This window comes from Thalassoglobus polymorphus, from assembly GCF_007744255.1.
Taxonomy (GTDB): domain Bacteria; phylum Planctomycetota; class Planctomycetia; order Planctomycetales; family Planctomycetaceae; genus Thalassoglobus; species Thalassoglobus polymorphus.
Window position 1 is genome coordinate 649,470 of record NZ_CP036267.1, and the last position, 16,859, is coordinate 666,328.

14 protein-coding genes and 1 pseudogene are annotated in these 16,859 nt (G+C 48.9%); 9 read left to right on the top strand and 6 right to left on the bottom strand.

Features of this window, described 5'->3' with window-relative positions; genetic code table 11:
- Nucleotides 1–298 precede the first annotated feature (298 nt).
- A complete protein-coding gene (locus Mal48_RS02520) occupies nt 299–1,606 on the top strand; it encodes a hypothetical protein (protein ID WP_145195793.1) in 1,308 nt (435 codons plus the stop codon).
- Nucleotides 1,607–1,714: 108 nt separating this feature from the next.
- Nucleotides 1,715–1,996, top strand: a pseudogene (locus Mal48_RS02525) (IS4 family transposase); the annotation flags it as partial.
- 675 nt (nt 1,997–2,671) lie between these two features.
- Here Mal48_RS02525 and Mal48_RS02530 read toward each other — a convergent pair.
- On the bottom strand, nt 2,672–3,136 hold the full coding sequence (locus Mal48_RS02530) for a superoxide dismutase [Ni] (RefSeq protein WP_145195795.1): 465 nt from the start codon (nt 3,134–3,136) through the stop codon (nt 2,672–2,674).
- Nucleotides 3,137–3,604: 468 nt separating this feature from the next.
- On the opposite strand from Mal48_RS02530, the gene Mal48_RS02535 reads away from it, so the two are divergent.
- From Mal48_RS02535 to Mal48_RS02555, 5 genes are all read left to right on the top strand, one after another.
- Entirely contained in the window at nt 3,605–4,723 is a 1,119-nt protein-coding gene (locus Mal48_RS02535) for a Gfo/Idh/MocA family protein (protein WP_145195797.1), read from the top strand.
- Nucleotides 4,724–5,036: 313 nt separating this feature from the next.
- Nucleotides 5,037–6,734, top strand: coding sequence for a c-type cytochrome (locus Mal48_RS02540; protein ID WP_145195799.1), 1,698 nt, complete (start codon nt 5,037–5,039; stop codon nt 6,732–6,734).
- A 47-nt stretch (nt 6,735–6,781) separates the two neighbouring features.
- Nucleotides 6,782–7,192, top strand: a complete 411-nt coding sequence (locus tag Mal48_RS02545) for a cytidine deaminase (protein ID WP_197441981.1) — start codon at nt 6,782–6,784, stop codon at nt 7,190–7,192.
- 119 nt (nt 7,193–7,311) lie between these two features.
- Entirely contained in the window at nt 7,312–8,265 is a 954-nt protein-coding gene (locus Mal48_RS02550; RefSeq protein WP_145195801.1) for an ABC transporter ATP-binding protein, read from the top strand.
- Nucleotides 8,265–10,205: an ABC transporter permease gene (locus Mal48_RS02555; protein ID WP_145195803.1), complete on the top strand. Its 1,941-nt coding sequence runs from the start codon at nt 8,265–8,267 to the stop codon at nt 10,203–10,205. Before Mal48_RS02550 ends, Mal48_RS02555 begins: the two co-directional genes overlap by 1 nt.
- A gap of 80 nt (nt 10,206–10,285) precedes the next feature.
- Here the strand turns inward: Mal48_RS02555 and Mal48_RS02560 are convergent, their stop codons facing one another.
- The 5 genes from Mal48_RS02560 to gap all read right to left on the bottom strand — a co-directional run bounded on the left by Mal48_RS02560 (nt 10,286) and on the right by gap (nt 15,408).
- Nucleotides 10,286–11,167, bottom strand: coding sequence for a serine/threonine protein kinase (locus Mal48_RS02560; protein ID WP_145195805.1), 882 nt, complete (start codon nt 11,165–11,167; stop codon nt 10,286–10,288).
- A 57-nt stretch (nt 11,168–11,224) separates the two neighbouring features.
- Nucleotides 11,225–12,049, bottom strand: a complete 825-nt coding sequence (gene accD, locus Mal48_RS02565; protein WP_145205645.1) for an acetyl-CoA carboxylase, carboxyltransferase subunit beta — start codon at nt 12,047–12,049, stop codon at nt 11,225–11,227.
- A gap of 512 nt (nt 12,050–12,561) precedes the next feature.
- Nucleotides 12,562–13,131 (bottom strand): histidine phosphatase family protein, encoded by a 570-nt coding sequence (locus Mal48_RS02570; protein WP_145195807.1) that lies wholly within the window; start codon nt 13,129–13,131, stop codon nt 12,562–12,564.
- Nucleotides 13,132–13,498: 367 nt separating this feature from the next.
- A complete protein-coding gene (gene rpe / locus Mal48_RS02575) occupies nt 13,499–14,188 on the bottom strand; it encodes a ribulose-phosphate 3-epimerase (RefSeq protein ID WP_145195809.1) in 690 nt (229 codons plus the stop codon).
- 197 nt (nt 14,189–14,385) lie between these two features.
- Nucleotides 14,386–15,408: a type I glyceraldehyde-3-phosphate dehydrogenase gene (gap, locus tag Mal48_RS02580; RefSeq protein WP_145195811.1), complete on the bottom strand. Its 1,023-nt coding sequence runs from the start codon at nt 15,406–15,408 to the stop codon at nt 14,386–14,388.
- A 399-nt stretch (nt 15,409–15,807) separates the two neighbouring features.
- On the opposite strand from gap, the gene rpmI reads away from it, so the two are divergent.
- Both rpmI and rplT read left to right on the top strand, forming a co-directional pair.
- Nucleotides 15,808–16,011, top strand: a complete 204-nt coding sequence (gene rpmI / locus Mal48_RS02585; protein ID WP_145195813.1) for a 50S ribosomal protein L35 — start codon at nt 15,808–15,810, stop codon at nt 16,009–16,011.
- Between the two features lie 204 nt (nt 16,012–16,215).
- The gene (rplT, locus tag Mal48_RS02590; protein WP_145195815.1) at nt 16,216–16,575 is read left to right on the top strand and encodes a 50S ribosomal protein L20; all 360 of its coding nucleotides are present in this window, start codon (nt 16,216–16,218) and stop codon (nt 16,573–16,575) included.
- Nucleotides 16,576–16,859: the final 284 nt, after the last annotated feature.

The following is a 16,859-nucleotide window of genomic DNA, read 5'->3' on the forward strand; positions in this document are numbered from 1 at the left end:
TCCATTTGTGTATGGTAAATATGGTTCTACAGGAATAGGCCTTACCCTTGGTGTAATTTTCATTATACAAAATGCCACATTCAATATTATATTTTGAAATGTTGAGTGAAATGGCGACAGGGTGGCAGGGAAAGTTTTTAATCGCGGCAGGGGAGCCTTGCCCTACAGTACTGAACAAGAGTTACAGTCGATATTGACATATTTATGTCACGTCAGGCGAAAAGAGCCTGACCTACTTCACTAATGTAAATTTTGATCTAGTTTGAAAATCTTCAATTTTCGTAACAAAGAATGTATAATGTCAACCGAATCTGACTCAGACCCGAAGATATCCAACACCCTTTTTGAATTCCTACACGACCTCGATGGAATCAGGAGCGCAGAGCGAATTGCCTGTCCATTAATTGAGGCGATGGCAAAAAAATCTGCAGAGGAATACGAGAAACTGATTAACGAGATTAGAGCAGAAACCGACAAAGATTCAGAAGCAGTTAGGTTGTATATTCCTGTAGAACGCAATCGAGAGTTCCGGAGAGCACTACGTCGCAATAACCTTACGAACAGCGCTGTTTACCAGACTCCTCGAGCTTTATTGGTCGCAATGGTCAGTTGCTTCGACGCATATCTCGCAAGAATGCTCCGATGCATCTATTACTTACGCCCAGAACGAATAGAGACTTCAGATCGCACTTTAACGTTTTCCCAACTGGTCAGTCTAGAATCAATTAATGCTGCAAGAGAGCATGTGATATCAAAGGAGATTGAAACGTTCTTGCGTAAGAGCCACGTCGAACATTTCGATATGCTTGAAAAGCTCTTGGATATGAAACTAAGAAAGGGACTCGATTCTTGGCCACAGTTTGTAGAAGTAACGCAGCGGCGAAATCTTTATGTTCATGCCGACGGAATTGTTTCAGAACAATATATCAAGGTTTGTCAAGAAAATTCTGTCGATCTTGGAGATAATAAAATTGGTGATCGTCTTTTTTTGGATGATACTTATTTTAGAAATGCATTTGAATGCCTGTATGAAATCGGCGTTAAGTTAGCGCATGTAGTTTGGAGGAAACTATCACCTGATCAGCGGGAAGAGGCAGATAAATCTTTTAATCAGATTTGTTTCGAATTAAATCAAATCAAACGGTTTCGACTTGCTCACAAACTATTGCACTTTGCTACCGAATCGCTCATTAATCATAGTTCTGCGTTGAACCGTCGAATGTTAATAATTAATCGTGCAATCGCTGCCAAGTTTGGGAATATCGAAACTGACCCATCACCGCTAACTTTAGAGGATTGGTCTGATTGTGGCTTACCTTTTCAATTAGCAATCGCAGTGTTGAATGAAGATTTTAAACTTGCTTGCAATATTATGCGGAAACTTGGTACCGAACACGATATAGTGGATCGTAGCGCATACGGCAATTGGCCACTATTTCTGGAATTTCGCGAGGACGAAGGATTCCTTGAAACGTACCATGAACTTTTTGGAACGGAGTTTGACGTCACCAATTCAACCGGAACACAGGAACAAATCTCAGACCAACCGTATGAATCCAAAACCTCAAATGACGCAGAATCCGAGGACATGGTTGACGATTCATAATAGCCCCAACCGACAGAGTGTAGGGCAGGGCTCCCCCAATATTGTTCGGCACGCTTTTTGCGCATTGTGGGTGGTATTGTAAACTCCGCGTTTTTGTGAGGGAGTGCAATGCCGAAAAGGAAGAAAGCGAAACTTTCCAAGCATGATCCGCTTGAAGGTGCCGAAATGCTGCGGAGGGTGTTTCCTTTGTTAACCGGACTGGCAAATTCCGGAACACTGCGAGACAAGGCCAAGAACCGGCAACTGCTCTACAGCCAGTATGCGGGACTTATCCTGGTCGGCTTGCTGAACCCGATTCTGAATTCTGCGCGCGCCATTGTGGCTGCCTCAGGATTGAAGAACGTCCGCAAACTGACGGGTGGATCGAAAGTCTCGTTAGGGTCATTTTCAGTGCCGGTAGGGCAGGGCTCCCCTGCCGCAATGCAAAGCTCGCGTACACTTTAAAGTTGTATGTTCTCAATCTGGTTCTCCGACGTGGTCTTCAATCTGACCAAATTCGACAGGGGGGAAGGGACAGTAGCGGAGCGGATGTTCCTGAATTCGGGGTCAATTCGTCGTCGATCTTCCAGGTCAAATATCATCACTCTGTCAGCCAATCTGGTGGGGTCGGATCTATTTTGATTAGACCTTCCTGATTCAAGTGATACCAGCAGGCGCTCGACCATTTCCACTCTGAATCTCGTTGAACCAATACACGACGGCAGGGATTTCCGTGAACATCATCAATCATCTTCAACAGCGAGGGTGGCTGGGGACAATCTGCGTTCTTTGATTTTCGATTTCTGAAAAGGGGAGCAAGCAGATTGCCCCCCCAGAGAGTTGGGTTACCTGGAACTGAGCCTGAAACTTGAAATTGCTCTCTCAAGTGTTGAGAAAAGTGGTTGTTCCAGAGGTTTTCGGGCTGGTTCTATTTTCTGGGGGCAGAATGCTGAAGACGCACAAACCAGAAATGAACATCCAAACCAGCAATCTGTCCCCAGCCACCGCACAAAAGTGTCGAACAATATTGGGCTTCTGCCCTACTTCTAGCTTCCTGAGACGAGTCCCAGGCTAAGACACTATTTTTTAATGTTCGTGAGAGTGGAATTTAGGTTCTTTTCCTTCGTAAGCACGATAAAGATCGAGGATCGCTTTGCGAAGCGATTGTGCTGATTTAGGATCAACGCCCTGCTTTGTTTTCATTGCACCAATGAGTACAGCGTGGGCTGTCGTGAGTTGTTTCTCATAGTTTTTTGCATCTGGTTTAATTCGCTGAGTCATGAAGTACTGAGCGATGATTCCTTGAGTGTTGGTAGCGTGCAATTCTTTAGTTGCAACCCAACGGGCAAGCTGGTTCTTTGAGAGTGCATCATCTTTTGAGGACAACTCTTTGATTTGATTGATTGCTTTCTCGATGGTGTCAGTATCTTCGAGCATTTCTTCAAAACGTCGTTGGTCTGCATAAATTCCACAGGGAACTTCGCAGTGGGCAAGAGCCTGACCAGCAACCATCAGCGTTGTAAGTAAGCTTAATACAGAAAATCGCAACATCTTCAGAGTCCTTTGTTAATGGAAGTTTGACCGTCAGTGGCGGTCAGTAATCGCCATGTCATTTTGAATCATTCATCAAGGATTCTAATTTGACATCTCAAACAGTTTCGTTGTGAATGCCTTGGAAATCAAGTGGTGTTGAGTGAAGACGTCCACTCATCGAAATTTATTGTGGTTCGGAGACTTGAGAACTGATCCTGAAACTTAAAATTGCTCTCCCAAACGTAAAGAAAAGCGGCTATTCCAGAGGTTCTCGGACTGGTTCTAGTTCACCATCGCAGAGTGGCCAATCTGCGAGGTGCATGCCAGGACTGTTTTGGGTCGAGATTGTCTTCTGTCGTCTTGCAACTTTTCTTTGAGAATGTCATCGTCAATGCATGTAAATACTGAGGTGAGTGGTTGAGCGGATCGGGATCGTGATATGCTTTGAATTCGACCACTGGTGATGAATACGAGAAAGGACAACATATGAGTCAGTCTGTAAATGCTGCGATGATTGGGTTGGGGTTTGGGGCAGAGTTTATCCCGATTTACCAGGCGCACCCGAACGCGAACGTGACGGCAATTTGTCGGCGGAATGAAGCTGAGTTGAATAAGTCTGGCGATCAGTTTGAAATTGAAAAACGATACACCAGCTACGACGATGTCCTTGCTGACCCGGACATTGATTTCGTGCACATCAACAGTCCGATTCCGGATCATGCGTGGATGTCGCTGAAGGCGTTGGATGCGGGCAAGCATGTCATGTGTACCGTGCCGATGGCGACGACGATTGATGAATGTCGCCAGATTGTCGAGAAGGTCAACGAGACCGGATTGAAATACATGATGGCAGAAACGGTTGTCTACAGCCGCGAATACCTGTTCATTAAAGAGCTGTATGAGAAAGGCGAACTCGGGAAAATTCAGCACTTGGCGGCCTCTCATCCTCAGGATATGGATGGTTGGCCGAGCTACTGGGAAGAGATGATTCCCATGCACTACGCGACACATGTTGTGAGTCCGTGTCTGGGACTGGTAAACGGTCTTGCAGAGTACGTCAGCTGTATGGGGTCAGGGACTGTGAGAGAGGAGATCGCGCAGAAATCGGGGAATCAGTTCGCTGTTGAATCGTGCCATATCAAGATCAAGGATTCCGATTTGACGGCGCACATCTGGCGTTGTCTCTACGATGTCGCGCGTCAGTATCGCGAGAGCTTTGACGTCTACGGAACAAAGAAAAGTTTCGAATGGACTCTCATTGAGAACGAACCACACGTACTGCACACCGCGAAGAAACCGGAGCCAGAAATTCCGGAGAAGATCGAAGTTCCCGACTTCGCCCATTTACTCCCGGAAGAGATTCGTCGGTTTACGCTTCCAGCAGAAATTCACGATGCAGAACACCTGTCCTTTTTGCAAGGGGGCGGACATGGAGGTTCGCACCCGCATTTGGTCAATGAGTTTGTGAACGCCTTGCTCGAAGACCGCGACCCATTGCCGAACGCAGTGACGAGTGCGAACTGGACCTGCGTCGGAATTTGTGCCCATGAGTCTGCTACCAAAGGTGGTGAGATCGTCAAGCTGCCAGAGTTCACACTCGGTTAGTCAAGCACGCTTCGCCGGGTACTTAAAGTGCCCGGCGATTTTTCATTGATCTCTGATCGAAGCGTTGAGCGCGCGTTTCTCTAATAAAATGGCTGCTCGCCACGAGGCAGAGCCTGCAAACCAATTCGAAAGCTGCTCTAGTGCTGACTCCAGAATGTGAATACTTTAGACTTTGGACAAGCTGATCTTGTGACCATCATCGAATGGAGTGAAATCTGTGAACCGGATTCTTTGCAATAGCTTTCTATGTACGCTTTTTCTGTATGCGTTCTTTCTGGATGTGACTGCATCTGCTGGCACGTCGAACAGTCTGATGGATATCTCAACTGACGGGACTCTGCTGGTCTGCTCGAATCGCGACTCGGGAACTCTTTCGGTTATCGACCTGAAAACGAAGCGGAAGTTGCACGAAGTCCAGGTTGGGCGTCATCCCGAATGTGTGACATTCGTTGGTGAGTCATACGACGTCGCAGTTGCGATCTACGGTGAAGATCGCATCGATTTTGTAAATGCGAAGTCGGGAAAGAAAACCGGCAGCCTCGATGTCTTTGACGAGCCCTACTCGGTCGTCTCCAATGCAGATGGATCTCGGCTATGGGCCACGCTGGAATATCCCGGAGAAGTGATCGAAATCGATCCAGCCAAGAAGGCGATCGTACGGCAGGTTCAGGCTGGAAGCTTTCTGCGAGGGTTGGCATTGCATGACGATGAATTGCTGGTGACGGAGTATTTCACCGGCATTGTGAAGTCGATCGACGTCAAGAATTTCGAAGTCGTGCACGAGTGGACAGGCTCGAAAGAAGACAACATTTGTCGGCAGATTACGGTGCATCCGACATGGTCGAAAGCCTATCTCCCTCATCAGCGATCATTAACGGAAGTCTCGCACGGTTCTGGCTCGATCTTTCCGTATCTGGGGATCGTCAACACCGATGTCCATGATAAATCGGTTCGGAAACGCAAGCAGATGGATTCCTTCCGTGGGACATATGTTGTCGCCAATCCCTGGGAGGTCGCCATCTCTCCGGATGGAAAGCGATTGTATATCGTCTTCGCTGGGACCAACGACATGTTTGTTGGGGATCTTCTGGATGATGATTATCACGAAGTGGAATTTGCTGGACTGCTGCGAATCGGATCAAATCCCCGAGCAGTGAAAGTGTCGCCGGATTCAAAAACGTTCTACGTCTACAACGCACTCGATTTTAATGTGGTGGCGTATGATGCCGCGACACTTCGTCAACAGGGCGAGATCAAGGTGACGGAGTGGACTGGATCACCTGAACTTCTGCTCGGAAAAAAGCTCTTCTATACAGCGAATCCTCCTATGACGAGTCGTCGCTGGATTTCCTGTTCGAGTTGTCATCCCGATGGAAATTCTGATGGACGGACGTGGCAGCAACCTGAAGGGCTTCGAAACACTCAGGCAATCTTTGGTTTGAAAGAGACTCACCCCATTCACTGGTCGGCGGATCGTGACGAGGTTCAGGATTTCGAACATACTATTCGTTCCCCACTGATGGGGGCACGAGGCCTGATTCGTGGTCGCGTGAATGACGCGCTCGGGAAACCGAATGCAGGGTTGTCCAGAGAACTGGACGCACTCTCCGTCTATGCGAATTCACATCCGTTTGAGCTCAGTCCGCATGCTAAACAGGGGCTCAGTGAATCTGCTCGACGAGGCAAAGCGTTGTTCCTTTCCTCGGAAGTCGGCTGTGCGAAGTGCCATTCAGGTCCATATGCGACAGATCTCAAAATGCACGACGTCGGCACTGGACGAGACGATCCTTCCGAACTCATGGGGACAAAATATGACACCCCCACCTTGTTGGGGGTCTATCGCACTGCGCCGTACTTGCACGATGGAACGGCAGCCACGTTGCGAGATGTTTTGACGACTACAAATCCCAAGGATGAGCACGGGAAAACGAGCCACCTGAAATCGAACGACATCGACGATCTTGTTGAGTACATGAAAGTCCTGCCGTTCGAGTTACCCGGCTCTCCGTAATTTGCTCGTTCTCGCACGTATTCAAAGTTGTCAGGGGAACGGCTTGGATGACGATTGAATCGCAACTTTTGGAAATGCTGAAACAGGCAGCCAAGGACGTTTCGAAAAACGCCTATTGCCGGTACAGCGATTTTCCTGTGGGGGCGGCTGTCTGTGGCGGATCAGGGAAAATTTACACCGGCTGTAATGTTGAGAATGTCTCCTTCGGTTTGACGATGTGTGCTGAAAGGTCAGCGATATTTTCTGCAATCGCTGCTGGAGAAAAAACGATTCAAGCGGTTGTAATCTTCACACCAACTGAGAGTTTGACGCCCCCATGCGGGGCGTGCCGGCAGGTGATTTCTGAATTTGGAGATGACGTTCAAATCGTTTCGTTTTCCAATTTGAATTGTTCTGGACCTCAATCAATCCAGGAATTGCTGCCTTCAGCGTTCGGAACTTTAAACCATTCTGAGTGAAGTGTCTGCTGGTCGAGGGAGTCTCTGGTTGGACATTTGACTCTCAAATCGGTCACAATCTTTCATCGAGTGGCAAGAGTCGTAGTCAGGAACTGAAAACAGCCAGAACAGGAAAACTGATGACAGATGATGTGGGCAAGGTCAATGTTGTTTCTGTCCAAAATTTACATGTCAATTATGGCAAGGTCCATGCAGTACGAGGTATCTCTTTTGAGATCCCCAAGGGCGAAGTGTTTGGATTCATTGGTCCGAATGGAGCAGGGAAGTCTTCGACGATTCGAGTTCTGGCAACGCTGCAGAAAAAATTCGAAGGGGAGGTCAAAGTCAATGGAATCGAAGTCCGAGACGACCCCGATCGCGTGCGAGAAATGATCGGGTTCATGCCCGACTTTTTTGGTGTGTATGAAGATCTGAGTTCGCGTGAATACCTTCACTTCTTTGCGGCTGCTTACCGTCTTCCGAAAGACCGCAGGGAATCGGTAGTTGCGGATGTTCTCGAACTGACGGACCTCACTCACAAGATCGATTCCCCCGTCGATTCTCTTTCACGCGGGATGAAACAGCGGCTCGCCTTAGCGCGCGTTTTATTACATGATCCCGATTTGCTGTTACTTGATGAACCTGCATCCGGGTTAGACCCACGAGCACGAATCGAAGTGCGGGAGCTCCTGAAGGCGATGCAGGAGATGGGCAAAACTGTTTTGATTTCCAGCCATATTCTGCATGAGCTTGCTCAACTCTGTACCCGGATCGGAATCATTGAGGCAGGGCTGCTGGTTGCAGAAGGATCTTTGAACGAGATCTTCCAACAGCTTTCGTTGAAACGAGTCGTCCATGTTCAAGTTGTGAATCCGAGTGATGAACTTGTTGCCGAAATCGAACGGTTGCCGGGGGTTGAATCGGCAGAGCGGCAAACTGATCGGATTGCGATTCGGCTACGTGAAGACGAGTTGCCGATTGAAGATTTGCACTCAGGGATCGTCAACCTGGGAGGCAAAATTAGAATGTTCCAAGCGGAAGCGATGGATATGGAGACCGCCTTCATGAAGCTGACGGAAGGGGTGACCGCTTGATGCATGCACGGCAAAAGTTTGGCTTGCCTCTATTATCCAAAGAGTTGATTGAGCAATCTGCAAGGCGGAGGACTTACATCGTTCGTTCGTTGTATGCGGTCCTCTTCTTTGGTTTTGCTCTGATGATTTTCTGGGGCACAGTTTACAGCGACGTCGAAACTCCATTTGAGCTGATGGGACGCGGCCGGGAGATGTTTACGATCTTGATGTCGCTGCAGATCTTTGGCGTCTGTCTGTTCACTCCCGCGTTGACCTGCGGTGGGATCACGTCAGAGAAGGAGCACAATACGATCGGGTTGCTGTTTTTGACGAAGCTGACCCCATTAACAATTGTCCTCGAAAAGTATTTGGGCCGCTTGGTCGTGATGGGGACATACTTATTGATTTCGCTTCCGTTGTTCGGGTTTTGTTATGCATTGGGGGGCGTTGAGCAAACTCAGGTCTGGTTCGGCTTTTATGGATTGATAGTGACCGTCTGTCAGTTGGCGGCTCTGGGGATTTTGTGTTCCACATACTTTCGCACAACAGTCAGCTCATTCATTGCGACCTATTTGCTCGGATTCCTGATGTTCTTCGGGCCGATCATTTTATTCGGGATGTTTCGTCACAGGAACCCGAGTGGTCCTGGTCCTTTGATCTGGACTTCGGTTGAAACATTGGTCTCCCTGGTCGGCACGATTGGTGAGTTTGGCTTGAATGGCCTTGGGGAAATGTGTGGTCTTCAATCAGGGAGCAAATTCGTATGGGACCCAGTTTGGGGGCAAGTCTCTTATAACCGCACAGAAGAAAACGGGTTCATTTTTTTCGCTCCGATACTACTCATGTCATCGATTGAAGGAGGACCATCCACAATTCACAACTGGCAACTCGTGGCGCTCGGCTTTCCTGCACTGGGGATCTCTTTCTATTTCCTGTTACTCTCCTGGTTGCTGTTGGTTCCCCGGGCAGTGGTCACGCCCAAGAGGTATTTGCTTCTTCTGTTTCAAGTTCTGGACCGGTTGTTTCAGCGAGCAAATCAGAACAAGGTGACGCAGGGGATTGTCTTGATTCGTGATGGGGACAAGCTGCCTGATTACGAGCCGATCGCATGGCGAGAGACAACAAAAACTGCTCTGGGATCGTTCCGTTACCTGGTCCGCATTGGATTGGTCATTGAGTTTCCGGTTTTGTTTATCTGCCTTCTCGCTGTCACTCTTTCAGCGGGGAACATGTATGCCGGGAACCGTAATGAAGTTGTTGCGTTCATTACGTGTCTATGTTGGATTCTGGCGATTTTACTAACCGTTGTTCGCTCTGCGACGCTCATTTCCAGCGAACGTTCGCATGAAACGTTGGACGTTCTGTTGACAACGCCTATTTCGAGTCGTCAATTCGTGCTGCAAAAATACCGGGGAGTAAAACGGATGCTGTCGATCGTTTCTATTCCTTTGCTGACTTCAATGGCAATGCAAGCATGGCATTGCAGTGGCCATCGTAACTTTCGAAACATTGGCTGGTTTGAGGTGTTTGTCAGGTTCCCAGAGAGAAGTACACTGTTTTACATTTTGACGAGCTTGACTTCGGTGCTGATCATGTTGCCGTTGTTTGCGTGGCTGAGCATGTTGATCGGCATGTGGGCGAAAACATCGACAAGGGCTATTTTTACAGCGTTAGCAATCATTGTCGCATGGATGATCGTGCCGGCACTCGTTTTGATCATCATCTTTGAGGCGGCAAATTTCGGTTCGGGAAACGTACTCAGAATGGCGTTAATATTTTCCCCAGTGATTGTTCCATTTCTCAATGAGGTTGGGGAGATCGACGACCTCTACAAACTCGGCGCCTGGCTCACGGTCGCGTTGAATATGATGTTCTACGGATTTCTCTTGTACTTCATCCGTTCCTTCACGTTGAAACACGCAGCGAGATTGCTGGGCCGTTCCGAGGACGACTGGAGGTAAGAAGCCTCGTGCTGAGGCAGTCGACTGGGCGAGGCTATTGCATCTTTCGAATTGGTTCGCAGGTTCTGCCTGCGTCGAACTTACTGGTCTGGATAGAGTCGGTCGCCCGCTTCTCGAAATTCGTTGACCATTCGTTGCACTGTTCGCCAGCGGTCATCGGGTTTTTTCTCGAGACCGGTCATGATTGCATTGGCGATTTGTTCGTCCAGATCGGGAAGGTACTGGCGGATGTCTTCCGGTGGTTGGTTGACGTGATGCAAGACGCTTTCCATCGTGTCGGCAGCGGGCCAGGGGAGTTCCCCTGTGTACATCTCGTAGCAAGTGACGGCGTAAGAGAAGATGTCAATCCGCTGGTCCGTTGGTTGCCGGAGGATGAGTTCCGGGGCCATGTAGTTGGCAGTTCCGGTTCGGTTTCCGGGTCTTCGAAACTCAGGTGTATTCGGAACCATCAGTCCGAAGTCGATGATTTTCACAAGATCATCTTTGGTTACCACGATGTTCCGTGGGCAGAGGTCGCGATGAATCCAGTCGTTGGTGTGCAGGTAATTCAGTCCCTCGCCCAACTGAATACAATACCAGATACAATTTTCTTTCATTCTGGCGTTTTGGGTTTCCACGAGGTAGCTCATGCTATCGCCCTCGATGAACTCCATGACAAGAAATTCTTCGTTGTTTGTCGTGATTCCGTGGCTAATTGTTCTGGCAACATTCGGGTGATTGAGTACCGAAGCAATTTGCCCTTCAGACGGTTTGTCCAGACCGACGAAGCGCTGCTGCAGGCGAGCCAGTTTTGCCCGGTCTAAAACTTTGACGGCGACAAGATCATTGTTGCGAGGATCTGTTGCCTTCCAGACCTTCGACATACTCCCTTGTCCGACGCGTGTCAGAAGCTGGAATCTCTTCTCGACATCGACCTTCTCGATACGAGGCTCCTTGTTGAAGAGACGTTTCAAGAATTCCATCGAATTTCCTCGTCGATTTAATAGCCTGCCATCGAATGATAGATCGGTCTGGGGAAATTACGTGCAATAGTCAATGGTCCGAGCGATTTCACTACGCAGGTCAGGACGCGAAACAATACGGTCGACAAACCCATGCTGAAGCAGGAATTCACTCGTTTGGAACCCTTCGGGGAGTTCGCTGTGTACAGTCGCTTTCACGACACGTGGTCCGGCGAATCCGATCAGTGCTTTCGGTTCTGCCAGGACGACATCTCCCAGTGAAGCAAAACTCGCTGCGACACCGCCCATCGTCGGATCGGTGAGAATCGAGATGTAGAGACCTCCGGCATCGTGGTAGCGCCCCAGTGCCGCTGAGACTTTCCCCATTTGCATCAGAGATAAAATCCCTTCGTGCATCCGGGCACCGCCGCCTGATCCGCTGACGATCGCTAAGGGGAGTTTTTGTTTCATCGCTTCTTCGGTGGCCCGGGTCAGTTTTTCACCAACAACCGACCCCATGCTTCCCATGATGAATGCAGAGTCCGTCAGTCCGAAGATTAAAGGTCGTCCGCGCATGTAACCTTTTCCGACGATGCACGCTTCGGACAAGCCGGTCTTTTTCTGTTCAGAGACAAGGCGGTCTTTGTACGCTTTTTTGTCGCTGAAGCCGAGAGGATCAACAGGAGTGATCCCTGTGTACCATTCTTCGAACGAGTCGTGATCAAACAGTTGTTCGATACGCACACGACCGGGAACATAGAAGTGGTGGCTGCACTCAGGACACATCCGCAAGTTTTTTTCAACTTGTTTGCGGAAGATCGTTGCTGAGCACGATGGGCAGCGAAGCCAAAGCCCCTCTGGAACGCCACGTTTTTTTCGAGGTTGAGGAGCGTCTTCAGCCATGTCGGAAACGTCCGGGTTCACCGTCTCTGGTTCTGTACTCATAGTTGTCAGGATGCAATGCTGAATGAAACCGGAATCGGTGGAACAGAATTTCTAGCGTCGTCTCTGGAGTCGCTGAAACAGTCGTGAATCAATTCAGGCCGCGTGTGCGAGTGGTCAAAGATAAGACTTGAAATCGGCAACCATGATTCGTCCCCATGCACTTGCTTGGGGATTCCTGTATGTGAAGCTCCGCTGTCCTGAAGTGGGCACAACTTCGCTGTCGTGACGGTCAGGCTGAGTTTGTCGATTTCATGAGACGATATATTGATCGTTTCAGGAGTTCTTGTCGAGGGCAGTGCTCCAACGAGCTTGAAAATGTCCCGCTGGAAACCACAAATTGCCGCTCTGCTGTCGTATTGCAACACGCCCATTGGGCGGGAATCACGCTTTAACGGGAAAAAGTGCCGATCGTGCGAGATGGTCTTCGTTCAGAAGTGGCTATGGACCCAGCCGTTTTTTCTCTCCCGATATTATTTTGGGACGGGGGAGGGGAGTTCCACAGCCTGGCAGTGTGCGACCTCGCGTTGTTTGCAAAACGACTCAGAAAGTTCCGGTTCGCGTCCTTGTAGGTGGCACTCAATCAGTGACGCGAGCGGTTCTGAGGCGACGATTGCGATGGACTTTCCTCGCTTCATCGGTTTTCTCAAGGCGGCGGCGATCCGCTGGCAAGCCTCTTCTCCATCTTCTCCCTGCGGCGGGCAGACCGATTCAGGGGATTCTTTCCACTGTTTAAAGACTTTCGGTTGTTTCGATCGGATCTCGCTAATGCATAGCCCTTGCCACAGTCCCAGGTCGACGTTTGCCAGGGAATCGAGGACTTTCAGAGAAATGCCCAGCTTGGAAGCAATTCGCTTCGCTGTTGAGAGAGCAGGTTCAGTCGGGCTGGTGTAGATTCGATCAAGCTGGGATTTGCTAACCTCAGTAACCATCTCATCAACCTGAACAACTCCTTGTTCAGTCAATGGGAGGTTGATCGAGCCTTGAAGCCGCTTTTGCACATCGTAATCCGTTTCACCTGGACGGATCAGATAAATGGTCATGGAGCACCTTAGGTACCGGAGGGTGAAACCTGATGAGTAATCGACTTTCTGAGGAGTTGAGATCACTCATTTCAGTTTCTTTGAATTCTTGAAAATAGATTCAAGAACGATTGTCGAACTGTCGACCGCAAAATTTCTCTAATGCATTTTCGTGTTTCTGGTGTCCGCGATGAGCGTCTCCCATGTGATGAATCACTCATCTCAACGAGACAGATTATGGACATCCTTTTCGAAAATGCTTAAGTAACGTGTTTCACGCTTGAAGTTGGATCACAAAGAGTTGGCAGGAGAAGACAGAATCAGTCTATCTTTTCCTGCCCACTTTTCTTTCAGGGCAATTTCTTATTCGCCTCTTTCTTATTCCCGCCTATTGACGAGAAGGTGAGTTGGAACTTGCGATGGACGTCATCTCACGGATCGCAGTTTCATAACAAGGTTGGTCGAAAATTGAACTTCCAGCGACATACACGTCTACGCCATTGGCTGCGACATCAGGAATCGTTGCGGGGCCGATCCCGCCATCGATTGAAATCAGTGTTTCCGATGGGAACAGAGATCGTGCCTCTGCGACTTTTTGAATCGCGTCAGGAATGAACGACTGTCCTCCAAAGCCTGGTTCGACGCTCATAACAAGGACGAGGTCGACTTGATTTTTGAGTTTGGCAATCCTGTCGACGGGGGTTCCCGGATTAATGGCGATGCCTGCCAGGCGACCAGCATCGCGAATCTTCTTCAGGAGTGCAGTTGGCTCTGGAACTGCTTCAATATGAAAGGTGATCCAATCACAGCCGACGCGAATGTATTCATCCAGGTATTTTTCAGGATCGGAGATCATTAAGTGTGCATCGAGAATCAGCTTGGTCCGCTCTCTGATTCTTTCGATCACCATCGGTCCGTACGAAAGGTTGGGGACAAAGTGTCCATCCATCACGTCCAGGTGAAGAGTGGCAGCGCCAGCGGCTTCGAGCTTTTGGATCTCGGCATCCAGGTTTCCAAAATCGCACTTTAACATCGAAGGTGCGATGACTGGAGTTTGGGGACGATCTTGTTGAGACATAAGCAATGGCTGTTTATGGATGTCTGTGAATTCTGTGCTTGATAAAACTGAAACCGAGCCTTGAATTTGAAATTGTGTGCCCTATTTCGGTTTTCGTCCAGTCAAGTTTCTGATTCGATACTGCAACCGAACGCTGACAGCCGCAACATTTCTTGAATGTTACGGCTGTTCGTTCGTTTTAGGATGGACCTAAGTCCTTACATACCAGCAAGTTTCTTGATGAGTCCAGCTGTTCGGCTCGAGTATCCGAACTCGTTGTCGTACCAACTGAGGACTTTGACCAAATTCCCGCCAATCACTTGCGTCCAGCTTGCATCAAAGATGCTACTGTGTGGATTTCCGATGATGTCTGACGAGACAATAGGGTCTTCGGTGTACTCAAGAATCCCTTTCAGTGGACCTGCTGAAGCGGCTTCTTTCATGGCAGCATTGACATCTTCAACAGTCACGTCTTTGCCAAGAACTGCGACGAGATCGGTCACGCTTCCAGTAATGACTGGGACGCGAAGGGAAATCCCGGTCAGTTTTCCGTTAAGCTGCGGAAGAACTTGTCCGACTGCTTTGGCAGCTCCGGTTGATGTTGGGATGATGTTGACTGCGGCAGCTCGTGCACGGCGAATGTCGCTGTGAATCTGGTCCGAGACACGTTGGTCGTTTGTGTAGGCGTGACAGGTTGTCATCAATCCTTTTTCGAGACCAAATTTCTCGTCGAGAATCTTCGCAATTGGAGCGAGACAGTTTGTTGTGCAACTTGCGTTGGAGACAGTCTTGTGTTCCGCGGTGAGTTGATCGTCGTTGACTCCCATGACGCACGTCAAATCGGGAGCGTCTTTGCAAGGAGCTGAGATGACTACTTTTTTGGCACCGGCTGTGAGGTGGCTATCGTAACCAGGTTTTCCATCTTTTGCTTTTGATGTGAAGAAACCGGTCGATTCCAGAGCGACGTCGACTCCCATGTCTGCCCAAGGGAGGTCAGCAGGATTTCGTTCTGCCAAAACTTTGATCTTCTGATCGTTGACGATCAGGGTGTCTCCTTCAACTTCGACAGTGCCGGGGAAGCGGCCTTGGGCACTATCGTATTTGAGCAACATTCCCAGCATCTTCGGGTCACTCAGATCGTTGATGGCAACAATTTCGAAATCGTTGCCCTGAGCCATCATCGCTCGCAGAGAAATCCGCCCAATACGTCCGAATCCATTAATACCTACTTTAACTGCCACTTTTTTTCCTCCGGTAGATGATTTCTACACTTACAATCAGATTTGTTGTTATTTCTCGATATGAGACGCGGATTGTAGCCTCAGCGTGGTGCTGTCTCAACTAACTGATTTCTTACGAATCGTGATCATCAAAGATGAGAAGCCGCATCAGCGTATTGTTATGTATTGAGGCGTTTTGGCGTTTTGGAGAGCAAATCGATGAATCGTTTAAGTCTCTTCTGAATTCAAGACGAATTTCGCTCTTGGTGGACTGGTAATGAGAGTGGTCTTTGATCTACACTCTTTGCTTCGCAAAAATTCGCGGAAAATTTTGAACTAGTCTTCGAACCGGTTTTGAGCCCTCATGTTCTGCAGGGAATTCGCTAGTTTCGACATTCTGACTGGTTGTATGGTGAAAAAATGCCTAAAGCAAAAACACATAAGGGAATTGCCAAACGGTTCAAAGTGACCGGTTCAGGCAAAAAAGCTAAGCACCGGAGTGCCAATCGTGGGCATATTCTGGGAAAGAAATCTGGAAAACGCAAACGCCACCTCCGCAACGGAGGAATCGTCGATGGTGCAAATGCACGGATGATTGTCGAAGCAGTTCGACCCAGCCTGTAGACTGTCGCCTTTTGGGCCGTCAACGTGTAGACTGTCGTGCACTGCGTAAAACAGATTTAGAACTGATCCGAAACCCAGGTTTTGCCTCTTGAGTGCTGAGGTGATCCTTTCAGTGAAGTCAGGTTTCGGTAGGTGCTGGATGCGAAGATATATTACTGAGAACAGGTGTTCAGCAGCTTCTGCTGCGGTATCAGGTGAAAAGCGATGCGAGTAACATACGGTAAGGCACGGCGACGTAAGAAAAAACGTCTCTTCAAAGAAGCCCGCGGAAATGTCGGCGGACGCAGTCGTCTCTGGCGGACTGTTCAGGAAACAATCCTGCGGTCGCGAGCATATGCGTATCGCGATCGACGGGTCCGCAAACGAGACTTTCGTTCACTTTGGATCACTCGTATTACAGCAGCTTCGCGTGCTCGCGGAATGCGGTACTCTGAGTTGGTCTTCGGCCTCCGATTGGCAGGCATCGAAGTGAATCGTAAAATGCTCAGTGAAATCGCGATTCACAACCCAGAGATCTTCGACGAAATTGTTGCCGCAGCACAAACAGCGATCAGCAACAAGTAAGCGAGAACTCCATTCAAACTCATGAGCGAGTTTGTTGCACGAGATTGAAAACAAAAAGGCCTCAGCAGAATATCTGCTGAGGCCTTTTTTCGTCATCTGTATGAGTGTCGTGTTTTGTTCGCTCCAAGCTCGACGAGAATATTCTTTCTCTTGGCGATCAGCCTGTGAAGTCATGGAAGTGACCTTCACGAGGATGGCAAACATTGAAGGTTCCCTGGAGCAGTTTCGTGTTTCTGGTCTCCGTGGGAAGAGTGCTTTTCATAAAAAAAGCTACTCGGACTCAC

Coding starts and splice junctions, on each gene's coding strand:
- Mal48_RS02520 (WP_145195793.1), top strand. CDS start 299: ATGTCAACCGAATCTGACTCAGACCCGAAGATATCCAACACCCTTTTT.
- Mal48_RS02530 (WP_145195795.1), bottom strand. CDS start 3,136: ATGTTGCGATTTTCTGTATTAAGCTTACTTACAACGCTGATGGTTGCT.
- Mal48_RS02535 (WP_145195797.1), top strand. CDS start 3,605: ATGAGTCAGTCTGTAAATGCTGCGATGATTGGGTTGGGGTTTGGGGCA.
- Mal48_RS02540 (WP_145195799.1), top strand. CDS start 5,037: ATGGATATCTCAACTGACGGGACTCTGCTGGTCTGCTCGAATCGCGAC.
- Mal48_RS02545 (WP_197441981.1), top strand. CDS start 6,782: ATGACGATTGAATCGCAACTTTTGGAAATGCTGAAACAGGCAGCCAAG.
- Mal48_RS02550 (WP_145195801.1), top strand. CDS start 7,312: ATGACAGATGATGTGGGCAAGGTCAATGTTGTTTCTGTCCAAAATTTA.
- Mal48_RS02555 (WP_145195803.1), top strand. CDS start 8,265: ATGCATGCACGGCAAAAGTTTGGCTTGCCTCTATTATCCAAAGAGTTG.
- Mal48_RS02560 (WP_145195805.1), bottom strand. CDS start 11,167: ATGGAATTCTTGAAACGTCTCTTCAACAAGGAGCCTCGTATCGAGAAG.
- accD (WP_145205645.1), bottom strand. CDS start 12,049: ATGGCTGAAGACGCTCCTCAACCTCGAAAAAAACGTGGCGTTCCAGAG.
- Mal48_RS02570 (WP_145195807.1), bottom strand. CDS start 13,131: ATGACCATTTATCTGATCCGTCCAGGTGAAACGGATTACGATGTGCAA.
- rpe (WP_145195809.1), bottom strand. CDS start 14,188: ATGTCTCAACAAGATCGTCCCCAAACTCCAGTCATCGCACCTTCGATG.
- rpmI (WP_145195813.1), top strand. CDS start 15,808: ATGCCTAAAGCAAAAACACATAAGGGAATTGCCAAACGGTTCAAAGTG.
- rplT (WP_145195815.1), top strand. CDS start 16,216: ATGCGAGTAACATACGGTAAGGCACGGCGACGTAAGAAAAAACGTCTC.